This is a genomic window from Pseudomonas sp. SYWMCR5 (assembly GCF_057197165.1).
Genome location: NZ_JBXUNH010000003.1, coordinates 274,670 through 290,155 on the forward strand (window position 1 = coordinate 274,670; position 15,486 = coordinate 290,155).

The 15,486-nt window shown below is 64.8% G+C and carries 13 protein-coding genes; 3 read left to right on the forward strand and 10 right to left on the reverse strand.

All coding sequences use genetic code 11. The annotated features are described in order from the left end of the window. Positions 1-145: 145 nt before the first annotated feature. On the forward strand, positions 146-2,041 hold the full coding sequence (dibA, locus tag AC2CGW_RS11710) for a phosphodiesterase DibA (protein ID WP_484574070.1): 1,896 nt from the start codon (positions 146-148) through the stop codon (positions 2,039-2,041). A gap of 19 nt (positions 2,042-2,060) precedes the next feature. On the opposite strand, the gene AC2CGW_RS11715 is transcribed toward dibA, so the two are convergent. The 9 genes from AC2CGW_RS11715 to tcyJ form a co-directional block, all read right to left on the reverse strand. After that, positions 2,061-2,705, reverse strand: a complete 645-nt coding sequence (locus AC2CGW_RS11715) for a methionine ABC transporter permease (protein ID WP_484574071.1) — start codon at positions 2,703-2,705, stop codon at positions 2,061-2,063. Further along, on the reverse strand, positions 2,695-3,804 hold the full coding sequence (locus tag AC2CGW_RS11720) for a methionine ABC transporter ATP-binding protein (protein WP_484574072.1): 1,110 nt from the start codon (positions 3,802-3,804) through the stop codon (positions 2,695-2,697). Before AC2CGW_RS11720 ends, AC2CGW_RS11715 begins: the two co-directional genes overlap by 11 nt. Before the next feature lies 1 nt (position 3,805). Continuing rightward, a complete protein-coding gene (locus AC2CGW_RS11725; RefSeq protein WP_186667403.1) occupies positions 3,806-4,606 on the reverse strand; it encodes a MetQ/NlpA family ABC transporter substrate-binding protein in 801 nt (266 codons plus the stop codon). Continuing rightward, a complete protein-coding gene (locus AC2CGW_RS11730; RefSeq protein ID WP_484574073.1) occupies positions 4,599-5,987 on the reverse strand; it encodes an LLM class flavin-dependent oxidoreductase in 1,389 nt (462 codons plus the stop codon). The genes AC2CGW_RS11725 and AC2CGW_RS11730 overlap by 8 nt, the downstream gene beginning before the upstream one ends. Then, a complete protein-coding gene (locus AC2CGW_RS11735; RefSeq protein WP_484574074.1) occupies positions 5,987-7,168 on the reverse strand; it encodes an SfnB family sulfur acquisition oxidoreductase in 1,182 nt (393 codons plus the stop codon). The genes AC2CGW_RS11730 and AC2CGW_RS11735 overlap by 1 nt, the downstream gene beginning before the upstream one ends. A gap of 107 nt (positions 7,169-7,275) precedes the next feature. After that, a complete protein-coding gene (locus AC2CGW_RS11740) occupies positions 7,276-8,517 on the reverse strand; it encodes an SfnB family sulfur acquisition oxidoreductase (protein WP_186711240.1) in 1,242 nt (413 codons plus the stop codon). 332 nt (positions 8,518-8,849) lie between these two features. Further along, on the reverse strand, positions 8,850-9,611 hold the full coding sequence (tcyN, locus tag AC2CGW_RS11745; RefSeq protein WP_186667407.1) for an L-cystine ABC transporter ATP-binding protein TcyN: 762 nt from the start codon (positions 9,609-9,611) through the stop codon (positions 8,850-8,852). A gap of 2 nt (positions 9,612-9,613) precedes the next feature. Continuing rightward, complete coding sequence (gene tcyL / locus AC2CGW_RS11750) at positions 9,614-10,282, reverse strand: cystine ABC transporter permease (protein WP_054891654.1); 669 nt, start codon at positions 10,280-10,282, stop codon at positions 9,614-9,616. Continuing rightward, positions 10,279-11,073 (reverse strand): cystine ABC transporter substrate-binding protein, encoded by a 795-nt coding sequence (tcyJ, locus tag AC2CGW_RS11755; protein ID WP_054891655.1) that lies wholly within the window; start codon positions 11,071-11,073, stop codon positions 10,279-10,281. Before tcyJ ends, tcyL begins: the two co-directional genes overlap by 4 nt. A gap of 284 nt (positions 11,074-11,357) precedes the next feature. Between tcyJ and epsC the strand changes: the two genes are divergently transcribed. Together epsC and betT are read left to right on the forward strand one after the other, a co-directional pair. Beyond that, positions 11,358-12,296, forward strand: coding sequence for a serine O-acetyltransferase EpsC (gene epsC, locus AC2CGW_RS11760; protein ID WP_186667408.1), 939 nt, complete (start codon positions 11,358-11,360; stop codon positions 12,294-12,296). Positions 12,297-12,608: 312 nt separating this feature from the next. Further along, on the forward strand, positions 12,609-14,570 hold the full coding sequence (betT, locus tag AC2CGW_RS11765; RefSeq protein ID WP_186667576.1) for a choline transporter BetT: 1,962 nt from the start codon (positions 12,609-12,611) through the stop codon (positions 14,568-14,570). A 56-nt stretch (positions 14,571-14,626) separates the two neighbouring features. Here the strand turns inward: betT and tauD are convergent, their stop codons facing one another. Next, complete coding sequence (gene tauD, locus AC2CGW_RS11770) at positions 14,627-15,460, reverse strand: taurine dioxygenase (protein WP_186667409.1); 834 nt, start codon at positions 15,458-15,460, stop codon at positions 14,627-14,629. Positions 15,461-15,486 lie beyond the last annotated feature (26 nt).

Sequence of the window (15,486 nt, forward strand, 5' to 3'; positions counted from 1 at the left end):
GCCGTCGGCGAGGGCGTCGCCGAGGCAGGCTGGACGGGGCCAGGGAGGCGGGGACCGCGACTTATTTATGAGCCCGGATTTAAAGTCACGGCATGTTTCAACCTTTATACTGCGCCATTATCTTCCATGGACTGATGCACCCGACATGTCTGTTTCTGTTCGCGACGCCTTGCGCATGGCTGCGCTCTACGTTGTGTTGTCGTTCCTCTGGCTGGTGCTGTCGGAGTGGGTGTTGTGCGGCATGACCGACAACGACCTGGCGCTGACCGTCGGGCGGCAGATCAACGTGGTGGTCTGGGTGCTGCTCAGCGCCTTGCTGATCTTTGTGTCACGGGCCCGGCTGCTCAACTTCATCGGCGTCGGTGCGCGTCTGCGCAGCGAGGACCGCGAGCGCCTGCGCATGGCGGCAGCGGTCTTCGACAGCACGCTGGAGGGTGTGCTGGTGACCGATCGCAACGGCCTGATCGTGCATGTGAACCGGGCCTTCATGCGCATCACCGGTTACCACCAGGACGAAGTGCTGGGCCAGCGCCCGAGCAAGTTCAAGTCGGGCCGCCATGGCGCGCCCTTCTACCAGCAGATCTACGCGGCCCTGGCCGAAAAGGGCGAGTGGAGCGGAGAAATCTGGAATCGCCGCAAAAGCGGCGAGATCTATCCGCAATGGCAGACGATCTGCGCGATTCGCGATGACAGCGGCGAGCTGAGTCACTACGTCGCGGTGTTCAGCGACATCAGTGCGATCAAGAATTCCGAGGAAGAACTGGCCTACCTCGCTCACCACGACCCCTTGACCGGCCTGCCCAACCGGCTGCTGTTCAACGACCGTGCCGAGCAGGCGCTGGCAGCGGCCCAGGCGAACAAGCGCGGCTGCGCCTTGCTGCTGCTCGACCTCGACCACTTCCAGAGCATCAACGACAGCCTGGGCCACACCATTGGCGACCAGTTGCTCAAGCTGGTGGGCGAGCGTTTGCGAGAGCAGTTGGGTAGCGGCGTGACCCTGGCGCGGCTGGGGGGCGACGAGTTCGCCGTACTGCTCGAAGGGTGCCAGCAGGTTGCGCAGGCGGCGACCACTGCCCAGGGCATCCTCGAGCGCCTGCGCCAGCCGTTCGCGTTCGAAGGGCAGCACCTGTTCATCGGTGCGAGCATCGGCATCAGCCTGTTCCCCAGCGACGCGCTGAGCGCCGAGCAACTGTTGCGCAATGCCGACTCGGCGCTGTTCAAGGCCAAGAGCAACGGTCGCGCCTGCTATGCGCTGTACACCGAAGAACTCACCGCCCACGCCCAGCATCGCGTCGAGACCGCCGGTGAGCTGCGCCGGGCCCTGGCCCAGGAAGAGCTGCGGGTGTTCTACCAGCCGGTGCACGACCTGTTCACCGGGAGCATGGTCGGGGTCGAGGCCCTGGTGCGCTGGCAGCATCCCGAGCGCGGCCTGGTGCCGCCGGGCGAGTTCATCCCGATTGCCGAACGCACCGGGTTGATCGTCGATATCGATGCCTGGGTGCTGCGCCAGGCCTGCCGGCAGATGGTGCAGTGGCAAGCCGAGGGGCGAGTGCTGGATTTCGTCGCGGTGAATCTGTCGAGTCGCCTGTTCGGCCAGCGCGCCCTGTATCGACAAGTGGCCGAGGTGCTGGACGAGACCGGCCTGGACCCGGCGCTGCTGGAGCTGGAAGTCACCGAAAGCGCGGTGATGGAAGACCCGGAGGTGGCACTGGAGCAGTTGCACCGTCTGCGTGAGCTGGGCTTGCGCCTGGCGATCGACGATTTCGGCACGGGCTATTCGTCGCTGTTGCGGCTCAAGCGCCTGCCGGTGCAGAAGCTGAAGATCGACCAGGGCTTCGTCGCCGGATTGCCCCATGACGAAGATGACATCGCCATCGTGCGGGTGATCATCGCCCTGGCGCGCAGCATGGGGATGCAGGTGCATGCCGAGGGGATCGAGCAGGCCGAGCAGGCGCGACTGCTGCTGGAGCAGCAGTGCGACCTGGGGCAGGGCTACTGGTTCGGACGGCCCGTGGCGGCCGAGAACCTGCGCTGGTTGTAGGGGCGGGCCCGGCTTCCGGTCAGCGCTTGTTCAAGCCTTTGGCCAACCGGTCGCCACCCAGCTGGATCACCGCCACCAGGGCCACCAGCATGACGATCACCGTCAGCATGATCTGGCTGTCGAATCGCTGATACCCATAGCGGTAGGCGATGTCCCCGAGGCCGCCGGCACCGATCGCACCGGCCATCGCCGAAGAGTTGATCATGGTCACCAGGGTTATGGTGAAGCCGCCGACGATCCCTGGCAGCGCTTCAGGCAGCAGCACATGCCAGATGATGTGCCAGCGTCGGCAGCCCATGGCCTGCGCGGCTTCGATCAAGCCATGGTCGACCTCGCGCAGGCTGACTTCGGCGATCCGGGCGAAGAACGGCGTGGCCGCGATGGTCAACGGCACCACGGCCGCCCAGACGCCATAGGTGGTGCCGACGATCAGCCGGGTAAAGGGGATCAACGCCACCATCAGGATCAGGAAGGGAATCGAGCGGAACAGGTTGACGAAGGCGCCCAGCACGCTGTTGAGCAGCGGCGCTTCGTAGATGCCGCCCTTGCCGCTGGTGACTAGCAGCACCGCCATCGGAATCCCCACCAGCAGCGCGATCAACGAAGACACCCCCACCATCAGCAGGGTATCGATCAGGCCTTGCAGCAGGCGTTCAGTCCACATAACCCAGCACCTCCACGTCTGCAGCCCAGCGCCGGGCGCGCTCGAGCAGTTGATGAGCCCCGAGCCCTGAGCCGCGTACGGCCAGGACCAGTTGGCCCAGGGCGTGCTCGCCAATGGTCTCGACACCCCCTTGGAGCAGGCGCACACGCCCACCAAGATCGGCGAACAATGCCGACAGCTCCGGCTCGCCGACCAGTTGCAGGCGCAACACCACGGCATTGTCCTGGCTGACCGGTTGCGCCCGCAGGTTGGCCTGCAAGGTTGCGGGCAGCTTGGCCTGCAAGGGCGCGAGCAAGGTGCGGGTCACCTCGTGGCGCGGCGCGCCGAACACCTGCCAGACCTCGCCCTGTTCGACCACCTCGCCACGTTCGAGCACCACCACGCGCTGACAGATGTCACGGATCACCGCCATCTCATGGGTGATCAGCACGATGGTCAGGCCCAGGCGCCGGTTGATGTCGCGCAGCAGCTCGAGGATCGAGGCGGTGGTTTCAGGGTCCAGTGCCGAGGTCGCTTCGTCGCACAGCAGGATCTGCGGATCGTGCACCAGCGCGCGGGCAATGCCGACGCGCTGTTTCTGACCGCCGGACAGCTGCGCCGGATAGACATGGTGCTTCTGCTCCAGGCCCACCAGCTCCAGCAGCTCGTGCACTTTACGCTGGCGCTCGGCCTTGGCCACGCCAGCCACCTTCAAGGGGAGCTCGACGTTCTGCCACACGGTCTTGGCCGACATCAGGTTGAAGTGCTGGAAGATCATGCCGATGCGTCGGCGCAGCGACACCAGGCGGTCCTCTTCGAACGGTGCGATATCGACCTGGTCGATCAGCACGCGCCCTTCGCTGGGTTGCTCCAGGCGGTTGATGGTGCGCAGCAGCGACGACTTGCCGGCGCCGCTGCGGCCGATGATGCCGAAGATCTCGCCGCGGCGGATGTTCAGGTCGATGCCGTGCAGCGCGGGGTGTGACTGGCCGGGGTAGGTCTTGCCCAACCCGATGAAGCGGACATGGGCCTCGTTCCCCTCCGGGCGCAGTACCTGCTCGCGCGCCGGGGCGGGTGTAACTTGAGGGACGGGCGCCCTGAGGGCGCTGGCGCTGCTCATCTCAGCCCTCCCAGCCGGCCTGGTACAGACTGCCGTGGGCCTTGTTCAGGGCTTCACGCACGGCCGGCGAATGTTGGTAGATATCGACGAATTTGGCCAGGCGTGGGTCGTCCTTGCTTTGTGGGCGGATCACGAACTGGATCACGTATTCCTTGTTCTCCAGGCCGTCGAACAGCAGCGCCGAGGTGGCATCGAAGCTGTTGGCCAGGCGGATGTAGGCCGGGTAGCCCTGTACCAGGTCGGCATCGTCGTAGGCACGCACCAGTTGCACCGCCTCGACCTGGAGAATCCTCAGCTTCTTCGGGTTGGCGACGATGTCATCTTCGGTGGCCTTGTAACCCACGCCAGGCTTGAGGGTGATCAACCCGGCCTTGGCCAGCAGCTGCAGGCCGCGGCCGCTGTTGATCGGGTCGTTGGCGATGGCCACGCTGGCGCCTTCGGGCAGTTCGGCGAAGCTTTTGTACTTCTTCGAATACAGGCCCACGTTGTTGATGATCCCCGGTGCATAGGGCACCAGGTTGAAGCCTGCCGCGGCCTTGGCGTTCTCCAGGAACGGGATGTGCTGGAAGTAGTTCACGTCGATGTCGCCGCTGTTGAGGCTGACGTTGGGGGCGATCCAGTCGCTGAACTCGATCAGCTTCACCTCCAGGCCTTGCTTGTGCGCTTCTGCCACGGCCGCCTCCAGCGGAATGGCGAAGGCGGCCGTGGTGCCGATCTTCAGCGGTTCGGCGGCCAGCGCGGCGCCGGCAAGGCCCAGGGACAGCAGGGCGGCCGCGACGGGCCGATAGAGTTTCTCAAGCATGGTGCGGGGCTCCGGTCGGGGCGTTGGTCGGGGTGCGATAGGTGCTGCCGGGATGGTCGGCGGGCAGGTGCGCGCTGGGGCTGGTGAACAGCTTCTGGCGCAGGCTGCCGTCGGCGTAGGCGGTCTTGTAGCGGCCGCGGCGTTGCAGTTCGGGGACCACCAGGTCGATGAAGTCTTCGTAGCTTTCCGGGGTGACGGTGCGTGCCAGGTTGAAGCCGTCCAGGCCGGTCTCGTCGATCCAGCCGATCAGTTGCTCGGCGACCTGCTCGGGCGCGCCGACCAGGGTCACGTAGCGTCCGCCCAGGGCGTGTTGTTCCAGCAGGCGGCGGCGGGTCCAGGCGTTGTCCTGCAGGAGCTTGGTGGCGGACTGGATTGCGTTGCCCTGGCCTGCGTTGATCGGCTCGTCGAGGTCGAAGGCGGCGAAGTCGATGCCGGTGGAGGCGGCAAAGTGCGCCACACCCGCTTCAGCACTGGCGTGGCGCAAATACTCGGCGTGCTTGGCGCGGGCCTGCTCCTCGGTGGGGGCGACGATCACGGTGATGCCCATGAACACCTTGATTGCCTGAGGATCGCGGCCTGCGGCGAGGGCGGCCGCGCGCACCTTGTCGACCTGGGCACGGGTGCCTGAGAGGGTCTGGCCGCCGATGAACACGCACTCGGCGTGGTTGCCGGCAAATGCCAGGCCGCGGGCCGAGCTGCCTGCCTGGAACAGCACCGGTGTGCGCTGCGGCGAGGGCTCGCACAGGTGATAGCCCTCGACCTTGTAGAATTCGCCTCGGTGCTCGACCTTGCGCACCTTGTCGGGCTGGGCATAGACGCGCTGCTTGCGGTCTTCGACCACGGCATCGTCCGCCCAGCTGCCTTCGAGCAGCTTGTACAGCACCTGCAGGTATTCGTCGGCCTGGTCGTAGCGTTGGTCGTGCTCGGGCTGCTGTTCCAGGCCCATGGCACGGGCCGCGCTGTCGAGGTAGCCGGTGACGATGTTCCAGCCGACCCGGCCCTTGCTCAGGTGATCGAGGGTCGAGAGCCGGCGCGCGAACAGATAAGGCGGCTCGTAGGTGAGGTTGGCAGTCAGTCCGAAGCCCAGGTTGCGGGTCACCGCAGCCATGGCCGAGACCAGCAGCAGCGGATCGTTTACCGGCAGCTGGATCGACTCCTTGAGCGTGACATCGACCGAGTCGCCGTAGATGTCGTAGGTGCCGACGATGTCGGCGATGAACAGCCCGTCGAACAGCCCGCGCTCCAGCAGGCGGGCGAGGTCGGTCCAGTACTCGATATCCTTGTAGCGGGTCGAGGTGTCGCGCGGATGGGTCCACAGGCCATGGTTGATATGGCCAATGCAGTTCATGTTGAAGGCGTTGAGCAGGATCTGCTTGCTCATCAGATGGTCCCTCGCAGCGGTGGGTTTTCGCCGTTGAGGTAGTAGTTGCCGATGGCGTGGTACTTCCAGCGCACCGGGTCGTGCAGGGTGTGGACCCGGGCGTTGCGCCAGTGGCGGTCGAGGTTGTGTTCGGCCAGGGTGGCGCGGCTTCCGGCCAGCTCGAACAGGGTGCTGGCAGCGGCCAGGGAGATCTCGGTGCTGATCGCGCGGGCCTCGGCGACGGCGATGGAGGCGGCGGCCACGTTGCTGGCGTTGCTGTCGCGCTGGGCCTGGTCGAGGATTTCACCGGCCCGTTCGAGCAGCGCTTCGGCGGCGTGCAGGCGGATGCTCAGGCGGCCGAAGCTGTTGAGTGTCAGCGGGTCGGCCGAAGCCTGGTCGACGCCCGCGTCGATCCATGGGCGGCTGTGGTTGCGCACGAAGTGCAGGGCGTCCTCGACTGCGGCGCGAGCGATGCCGGTGTCGATGGCGGCGTGGAGAATCTGCGCCAAGGGGCCGACGGTGGTCGGGCGCTCGAACGCGGCCTGGAAGGGCACCACATCGGCGGCCTCGACACGGACATTGTCGAACAGCACCGAACCGCTGCCGGTGGTGCGTTGGCCGAAGCCGCTCCAGTCGTCTATCACTTGCACACCGGGGCTGTCGGCGGGCACGAACGCCAGTTGCTGCACGCCCTCGTCATCGACCACCGAGGTGGGGATGCGTTGGGCATAGATCGCGCCGGTGGCGTAGAACTTGCGGCCGTTGATGCGGTAGCCGCCGCCGTCGCGGGTCAGGCGGGTGGTGCGGTCGCTGGAGGTCCTGGTGCCGAGTTCGGCCAGGGCGTTGCCGAAGCGCTTGCCGGCCAGCACCTCGGCGTAGAGACGCTGCTGTTGTTCGGGGGTGCCGTTCACGCGCAGCACTTCGAGGGCGTAGAAGTGGTTCTGCGGAATCTGCCCGAGCGAAGCGTCGGCCTGGGCGATGCGGGCGATGACCTTGGCCAGGGTGACGTTCGACACTTCGGCGCCACCGAAGGCCTTGGGTACGGTGATGGCCCACAGACCGGAGCGGGTGAACAGCTCCAGTTCAGCGTGTGGCAGGCGGCGTTCGCGGTCGCGCAGGGCGCTGTCGCGGTGCAGTTGCCGGGCGATGTCTTCGGCGACGGCAAGGGCCTGGGCGTCGCTGCTGATCAGGGATGTGGTCATGTTGTTCTCCGGGGCTTTTCGCGGGACAAGGCGCAGCGGCGAACCGCCGCTCCCACAGACCTGTGCTGTCCCTGTAGGAGCGGGCTTGCCCGCGAAAGGCCCTCAAGTCAGATCCAGGAATGCCGCGCAGGCAGCGTGCCGTTGAGGTAGTAGGCGCCGACCGCGTGGTACTTCCAGCGCACCGGGTCGTGCAGCGTGTGCACCCGGGCGTTGCGCCAGTGGCGGTCGAGGTTGAATTCGGCGAGTGTCGCGCGGCTGCCGGCAAGCTCGAGCAGCTTCTCGCTGGCCTGCAGCGAAATCTCGGTGGTGAGCACCTTGGCCTCGGCCACGGCAATCGAGGCGCGTGCCGCCGCCGCAGCGTCGATGGGCGCCGCATTGACCTCGTCCAGCACCTGCGCGGCCTTGCGCAACAGGGCTTCGGCGGCGTGCAACTCAAGCTTGAGGCGGCCGATGTCGGCGATCACATAGAGGTCGTCACTGGCACGCTCGACCTTGGCATCGATCCACGGCCGCGACTTGTCACGCACGAAGGCGATGGCGTCCTCGATGGCCGCTTCGGCGATCCCGGCGTCGATGGCAGCCTGGATCAGTTGCGAGACTGCGCCCTGGATATTGGGCTGGTCGGCCTGGCGCCAGTTGTCGATCACCAGGTCCGCGTCTACTGGCACCTGGTCGAGCAGTACCGTGCCGCTGGCGGTGGTGCGCTGGCCGAAGCCTGACCAGTCGTCGACGATGCGCAACCCCGGGCTGCCGCGGCGGACGAAGGCCAGGCGCTGGCGACCTTCGTCGTCCAGGGCCTTGACTGCCACCCAATGGGCGAACAGGGCGCCGGTGGAGTAGAACTTCTCGCCGCTGATGCGGTAGGTGTCGCCATCGCGGGTGATGCGTGCCTTGAGGGTCAAGGTGTCTTTGGTGCTGCGTTCGGGGCCGGCGTTGCCGATGCGCCAGCCGTCCAGCACCGAGCGGAAGATCAGCGCCTGCTGCGCCTCGCTGGCGGTCAGGCGCAGCAGGTGCAGCAGGCCGAACTGATTCTGTGGGATCTGCCCCAGCGCCGGGTCGGCGGCGCTGATCAGGCGAAAGACTTCGGCGATGGTGGCGAACGACACCTCCGGGCCGCCATGGGCCTTGGGCACGCTGATGCTGCCAAGCCCCGAGCGGGTGAACAGCTCGATCTCGGCCCACGGCAGCTTGCGTTGCTGGTCGCGGCGCGAAGCCTGCTGGCGCGCGGTTTCGGCCAGTTCGCGGGCCGCTTGCAGGGCCTCGGTGTCATTGCGCAGCACCTTGGCCGGCAGTAGCAGGGGCGAGCTGTCGATGTCGCTGTGGAATTGGGTGTTGGGTTGGCTGGACATCAGTGCCGCTCCTTGGCTGCACTCAATGCCCTGGCGTTACGCACTGGGGTGATTGTGTTCCTGACCATTCCTGAACCTCACGAAGTAGATGCGTCGCTACAGCTGGTCGCGACGGATGTGTGCGGGTCCGGTGGTCCGGTCTATATACCTTATGTGCTTATAAAAAGTTTATGAACTAACTCTTTGGAATATGAATAGAAGAGAGGCATTTGCCTGGATGTGCCGGCTTCTTCGCGGGCAAGGCTCGCTCCCACAGAGAACCGCACGGGCTTGAGCACCGGTGCGGCTCCTGTGGGAGGGGGACTTGCCCGCGAAGAATCCAGCCGAGCTTTTCAGTCTTGCGAAGCAGTGGTCCCGAGGAACTTGCGCAGGAACTGCCGGGTACGCTCTTCCTTCGGATTGGCGAACAGCGCCTTGGCCTCGCCCTGTTCGACGATCACGCCCTTGTCGAAGAAGATCACCCGGTTCGCCACATCACGTGCAAAGCTCATCTCGTGGGTGACGATGATCATGGTGCGCTTCTCTTCGGCCAGGCCACGGATGGTCGCCAGCACTTCGCCGACCAGCTCGGGGTCGAGCGCGGAGGTCGGTTCGTCGAAGAGGATCACTTCAGGCTCCATCGCAAGCGCGCGGGCGATAGCCACGCGCTGCTGCTGGCCGCCGGACAGGCGCCGTGGATAGGCGTCTTCCTTGCCGGCCAGGCCGACCTTGGCGAGCAGCTTGCGACCCAGCTCCAGCGCTTGGCTGCGCGGGGTCTTCTTGACGATCACCGGCCCTTCGATGACGTTCTCCAGGGCGGTGCGGTGGGGGAACAGGTTGAAGTTCTGGAACACGAACCCGGCCTGCTGGCGCAGACGGCGGATCGCGCTTTGCTGGCCGCTGAGCGGGCGGTCGGCGTCGATGTCGATGTCGCCGATGCGGATCTTCCCGGCATCGGGCGTTTCCAGCAGGTTCAGGCAGCGCAGGAAAGTGGTCTTGCCCGAGCCACTCGGGCCGATGATGGCGACGACTTCACCGGCCTCGACCGTCAGGTCGATGCCCTTGAGTACGGTCTGGCCCTTGAACTGCTTGGTCAGGCCTTCTACTACGATCATCTTCAGTGCTCCTGGTCATGCTGGTTGACCCGCGCTTCCATGCGGTTCTGGAAGTGCGCCAGGATACTGCAGAGAATCCAGTAGATGACGGCCACGGCCAGGTACATGGTGAAGACTTCGAAGGTCCGTGCGGTGATCAACTGCGCCTGGCGGAACAGCTCTGGCACCTGGATGGTCGCTGCCAGGGCGGTATCCTTGACCAGCGAGATGAAGCTGTTGCCCAGCGGCGGCAAGGCGGTGCGCATGGCCTGGGGCAGGATCGCCCGGCGCATGGCCTGGGTACGGGTCATGCCGATGCTGGCGGCGGCTTCCCACTGGCCGCGGTCGATCGAGGAGATCGCCGCGCGCAGGATTTCGCAGATGTACGCCGCCATGTTCAGCGACAGGCCGATCAGCGAGGCGGGGATCGGATCGAGTTCGATGCCGATCTGCGGCATGCCGAAGTAGATCACGAACAGTTGCACCAGCAGTGGCGTGCCGCGGAAGAACGACACGTAGATCCGCGCCAGCCAGTCCAGCGGCAGGATCTTCGACAGGCGCATCAGTGCCAGGGCAAAGCCCAGCACCAGGCCGAAGAACATGCCGCCGACACTGAGCAGTACCGTGTAACCCGCGCCCTTGAGCAGGAAGGGCGTAGAGTCGATTACGAGTTGCAGGCTTTCAGAGATCATTTGGTGACGTCGGCACCGAAGTATTTCTCGGACAGCTTGGCCAGGGTGCCGTCAGCCTTGAGCTTGTCCAGCGCCTTGTTCACTGCCGCGAGCAGTTCCGGCTCGCCCTTGCGCAGGGCCACGCCGCTTTCCAGGCGCGAGAAGGCTTCGCCGGCAAGTTGAGTGTCCTTGGCCTTCTGGGCGTATTCCAGGGCGGCCAGGCGGTCGATCAGGATGGCGTCGATACGGCCGTTGCGCAGGTCGGCGAACTTGCTCGGATCGTCTTCATAGGTACGCACGTCGGCCTTGGGGACGTCCTGCTTGACCCACTGCTCGTAGTTGGTGCCCAGCCCCACGCCGACCTTCTTGCCCGCCAGGTCCTGCGCGGTCTTGATGTTCAACTGCTCGGCCTTCTTCTTCAGGATCAGCGCCTGGATGCCGGAGATGGTGTAGGGCTCGGAGAAGTCGTACTTTTTCTTGCGCTCTTCGGAGATGGTGACCTGGTTGATCACCACGTCCAGGCGCTTGGATTCGAGCGCGGCGAGGATGCCGTCCCACTTGGTTGGCTGGACCTTGGCCTTGACGCCCAGCTCCTTGGCCAGCAGTTCGGAGAGTTCCACTTCGAAACCGGTCAGCTTGCCGTTCTCGTCGACGAAGCTGAAGGGTGGGTAGGTGCCTTCCAGGCCGACGTTGATCACGCCTTTTTCCTGGATGGTCTTGAGCTGCTCACCCGCGAAGGCGTGGCTGAACAGACCGGTGCCCAGCAGGATGGCCAGGCTGGCGTTGAGAAGTGGTTTGGTGAATTTGGTCATGGCTGTCCCCGCGCTTTGTTTTAAGTAGTGGGTGGCGACTATAGGGTGGGCTTTATAGTTCAGGAAATAATAAAAAATTATCTATTATTCCTTTCAGTTATTTCGTCCCTGAAGGGCAGTGTTGAGGGTAGCCGTGAACCTGGCCCCCGTCATCGCTGCTTATGCCCGACTTAGTGCAGGATGGAATAAAGCGTTGTTTTTTCCAAGGGAAGAATTTGCCGTAGAGTAATTCCTACAAGTTGCGGCCCTACTTTTCCGACATCGCCGCAAGCCAGGAGAACACCGTGAGCGAACATCCATCGACCGGCCATTGGCAATTGCCGGGCATCGTCAGCGAACTGCGCCAGGCCCGTGACCAGTGGCGCAGCCGCAACGGCCGTTGCAGCAACAAGCAAGGCGGACGCGAACTGCCCTCGCGCGAGGCGATGCGCGAGATTCTCGAGCAACTCTGTGGGGCGTTGTTTCCCATGCGCCTGGGGCCTGTGGACCTGCGTGAGGAGAGCGAGGACTTCTACGTCGGCCACACCCTGGATGCGGCGCTGACCGCACTGCTCGCCCAGGCGCGCCTGGAACTGCGCTACGCCGCGCGGCACGGCAATACCGAGGTCGAGCCCAAGGATGTCGATGCCCACGCACTGGGCCTGATCCAAGGCTTTGCCAAAGCCTTGCCGGGGTTGCGCGTACTGCTCGACACCGACGTGCTGGCGGCCTACCACGGCGACCCCGCGGCGCGCAGCGTCGATGAGGTGCTGCTGTGCTATCCCGGCATCCTGGCGATCATTCACCACCGCCTGGCGCACTACCTCTACCAGGCCGGGCTGCCGCTGCTGGCGCGCATCAGCTCTGAGCTGGCGCATTCGGCCACCGGTATCGACATCCATCCCGGCGCACAGATCGGCCAGAGCTTCTTCATCGACCATGGCACAGGCGTGGTGATCGGTGAGACGGCGATCATCGGCGAGCGTGTGCGTATCTACCAGGCCGTGACCCTTGGCGCCAAGCGCTTCCCGTCGGACGAGTCGGGCACCCTGCACAAGGGGCTGGCGCGCCACCCGATCGTCGAGGACGACGTGGTCATCTATGCCGGTGCGACCATTCTGGGGCGGATCACCATCGGCAAGGGCTCGACCATTGGCGGCAATGTCTGGCTGACCCGCAGCGTGCCGGCCGAGAGCAACATCACCCAGGCGAACCTGCAGCTCGATTGCCAGGACAAACAGTGAGGTAGGCCCGGCGGGCCATATCGCGGGACGAGCCCGCTCCCACAGAGTGGAGCGGGCTCGTCCCGCGATAGGGCCGGAACTGCTGGCAAAGCGCAAAGGTCAATTGGTCGCCCGCCAGCGACCACAGGTCGCATTGAAATCCGATCCATGTTTAACTTGAACGCTTGTTCAAATTAAAACGCTGGTCCGCTGCCGGTGTTCAACAGGAGGATTCCCTTTGCTGAACCCGTTCAATCCGAGCCTTTTCACTACTGTAGAGGTGCCCGTTTCATGAGTGCACCGACGCCTTCCCTTGCCAATGGCAAAATCCGCATGAACCCCCCGGTGTTCTACTTCGCGGCAAGTTTCATCCTCATCTTCGGCCTGGTGGTCATCGCCAACCCGCAAGCGGCGGGCGACTGGTTGCTGGCTGCACAGAACTGGGCGGCCAACACGGTCGGCTGGTACTACATGCTGGCCATGACCTTGTACCTGGTGTTCGTGGTGGTCACCGCAGTGTCCGGCTACGGCAAGATCAAGCTCGGCGCCGACCATGACGAGCCCGAGTTCAGCTACCTGTCCTGGGCCGGCATGCTGTTCGCTGCCGGTATCAGCATCACGCTGTTCTTCTTCTGCGTTTCCGAACCCCTGACCCACATGCTCCAGCCGCCCCAGGGCGAGGCGGGCACGGCCGAGGCCGGGCGTCAGGCGATGCAGATCCTGTTCCTGCACTGGGGCCTGCATGGTTGGGGCGTGTTCGCCTTCGTCGGCATGGCCCTGGCGTATTTCGCCTACCGCCACAACCTGCCACTGGCACTGCGCTCGGCGCTGTACCCGCTGATCGGCAAGCGCATCAACGGGCCGATCGGCTATGCAGTGGACGGCTTCGGCATCATCGCCACGGTGTTCGGCCTGGGCGCGGACATGGGCTTTGGCGTGTTGCACCTGAACGCCGGCCTGGACTACCTGTTCGGCATCGACCACAGCCAGTGGGTGCAGGTGCTGCTGATCACCCTGATGATGGGCGCCGCGGTGGCCGTGGCGGTCGCCGGAGTAGAGAAGGGCGTGCGGGTGATGAGCGACATCAACCTGTTCCTGGCCTGCGCGCTGCTGCTGTTCGTGCTCTTCGCCGGGCCCACGCAACACCTGTTCAACACCCTGATCCAGAACCTCGGTGACTATCTCGGCGCCCTGCCGCGCAAGAGCTTCGACGTGTATGCCTATGGCGAGAACCGCGACTGGCTGGGCGGCTGGACGGTGTTCTACTGGGCCTGGTGGATTGCCTGGGCGCCCTTCGTCGGGCTGTTCATCGCGCGCATCTCGCGTGGGCGCACCATTCGCGAATTCGTCTTCGGCGTGCTGTTGATTCCGCTGGGCTTCACCCTGGCGTGGATGTCGATCTTCGGCAACAGTGCGCTGGACCAGGTGATCAACCATGGGATGACCGCGCTGGGGCAGTCGGCGTTGGACAACCCGTCGATGAGCCTGTACCTGCTGCTGGAAACCTACCCCTGGAGCAAGACGGTGATCGCCGTCACGGTGTTCATCAGCTTCGTGTTCTTCGTCACCTCCGCCGACTCCGGCACCGTGGTGCTGTCGACGCTGTCTGCCAAGGGCGGCGACGCTGACGAAGACGGGCCGAACTGGCTGCGGATCTTCTGGGGCGCGATGACGGCGCTGGTCACCAGCGGCTTGCTGTTCGCCGGCAGCATCGATTCGCTCAAGTCGGCCGTGGTGCTGACGTCCTTGCCGTTCTCGCTGATCTTGCTGTGCATGATGTGGGGCTTGCACAAGGCGTTCTATCTGGAGAGCCAGCGACAGATCGCGCAGATGCACTCGCTGGCACCGTTCGCTCAGTCCCGCCGCGGACGCGGTGGCTGGCGCCAGCGCTTGAGCCAGGCCGTGCATTTCCCGTCACGTGACGAGGTGTACCGCTTCATGGATGACGTGGTGCGCCCGGCGATTGCCGACGTGACCGAGGTGTTCGAGCAGAAGGGCCTGGTGCTGATCACCCAGGACGACCCGAGCCACGACAACGTCAGCCTGAAGATCGGCCATGGCGAGGAGCAGCCGTTCATCTACCAGGTGCAGATGCGTGGCTACTTCACCCCATCGTTCGCACTGGGTGGGCTGGGCACGCAGGAGTTGAAGAACCGCCGCTACTACCGCGCCGAAGTGCACCTGGCCGAAGGCAGCCAGAACTATGACCTGGTCGGGTACAGCAAGGAGCAGATCATCAACGACATCCTCGACCAGTACGAGCGGCACATGCAGTTCCTGCATCTGGTCAGGTAAGGCGCGGCGCCTCCATTTGCGGGCAAGTCGGCGCTCCGACTTGCCCGCAAATGGTTTCAGAACGGCGCGTCGCCGAGAATCGTCGCGCGATGCATCACCCGTCGCTGCGGCCGGTAGTCGTCCACCGCGTAATGCTGGGTCACGCGGTTGTCCCAGAACGCCACGTCATTCTCCTGCCAGCGCCAGCGAATGCTGAATTCCGGCCGTGTGGCATGGGCGAACAGCAGCTTGAGCAGCGCCTCGCTCTCGTGGTCGGCAAGTTCGTTGATCCGCGTGGTGAACCCTTCGTTGACGAACAATGCCTTGCGCCCGCTCACCGGATGGGTGCGCACCACAGGGTGCGACAGCGGTGGGTTGTTGCGGCGGGTGGCTTCCCAGCGCTCCAGGTCCTGGGCGGTGGTGCCGAAGCGCTCGAGCGGGAATGACTTGGTGAAATCGTGGGTGGCCGTGAGGCCATCGAGCAGGGTGCGCAGTGGCGCCGACAAGGCTTCGAACGCGGCGATGCCGCTGGCCCACAAGGTGTCACCGCCGTAGGCGGGCAGTTGCTTGGCGCTGAGCACCGCGCCCAGTGCCGGGGTCGGCAGGAAGGTAACGTCGGTGTGCCAGATCGCGTTGTCGCGCACGTCGGTGACCGCAGTGTCGAGAATCAGTACTTGCGGAGTTTCCGGCACGTTGGGGTAGATCGGGTGGATGTGCAGGTCGCCGAAGCGCGCAGCGAAGCGGGCCTGCTGGGCGGGGTCGATCGACTGCTCACGGAAGAACAGCACCTGGTGCTCGAGCAGCGCCTGCTCGATGGCGTCGCGCTGTGCATCGGTGATTTCGCGTGACAGATCGACGCCGCTGATCTGCGCGCCGAGGGCCGGGCTGAGGGGAGTGATGGTCAGGCTCATGTCGGTCTCGAATGGGGGGCGGTTGG

Excerpts from the sequence above, each read along its gene's own strand:
- dibA (WP_484574070.1), top strand. The coding sequence starts at position 146 with ATGTCTGTTTCTGTTCGCGACGCCTTGCGCATGGCTGCGCTCTACGTT.
- tcyN (WP_186667407.1), bottom strand. The coding sequence starts at position 9,611 with ATGATCGTAGTAGAAGGCCTGACCAAGCAGTTCAAGGGCCAGACCGTA.
- AC2CGW_RS11720 (WP_484574072.1), bottom strand. The coding sequence starts at position 3,804 with ATGAGCAGCGCCAGCGCCCTCAGGGCGCCCGTCCCTCAAGTTACACCC.
- betT (WP_186667576.1), top strand. The coding sequence starts at position 12,609 with ATGAACCCCCCGGTGTTCTACTTCGCGGCAAGTTTCATCCTCATCTTC.
- tauD (WP_186667409.1), bottom strand. The coding sequence starts at position 15,460 with ATGAGCCTGACCATCACTCCCCTCAGCCCGGCCCTCGGCGCGCAGATC.
- tcyJ (WP_054891655.1), bottom strand. The coding sequence starts at position 11,073 with ATGACCAAATTCACCAAACCACTTCTCAACGCCAGCCTGGCCATCCTG.
- AC2CGW_RS11735 (WP_484574074.1), bottom strand. The coding sequence starts at position 7,168 with ATGACCACATCCCTGATCAGCAGCGACGCCCAGGCCCTTGCCGTCGCC.
- AC2CGW_RS11730 (WP_484574073.1), bottom strand. The coding sequence starts at position 5,987 with ATGAGCAAGCAGATCCTGCTCAACGCCTTCAACATGAACTGCATTGGC.
- AC2CGW_RS11725 (WP_186667403.1), bottom strand. The coding sequence starts at position 4,606 with ATGCTTGAGAAACTCTATCGGCCCGTCGCGGCCGCCCTGCTGTCCCTG.
- AC2CGW_RS11740 (WP_186711240.1), bottom strand. The coding sequence starts at position 8,517 with ATGTCCAGCCAACCCAACACCCAATTCCACAGCGACATCGACAGCTCG.
- tcyL (WP_054891654.1), bottom strand. The coding sequence starts at position 10,282 with ATGATCTCTGAAAGCCTGCAACTCGTAATCGACTCTACGCCCTTCCTG.
- AC2CGW_RS11715 (WP_484574071.1), bottom strand. The coding sequence starts at position 2,705 with ATGTGGACTGAACGCCTGCTGCAAGGCCTGATCGATACCCTGCTGATG.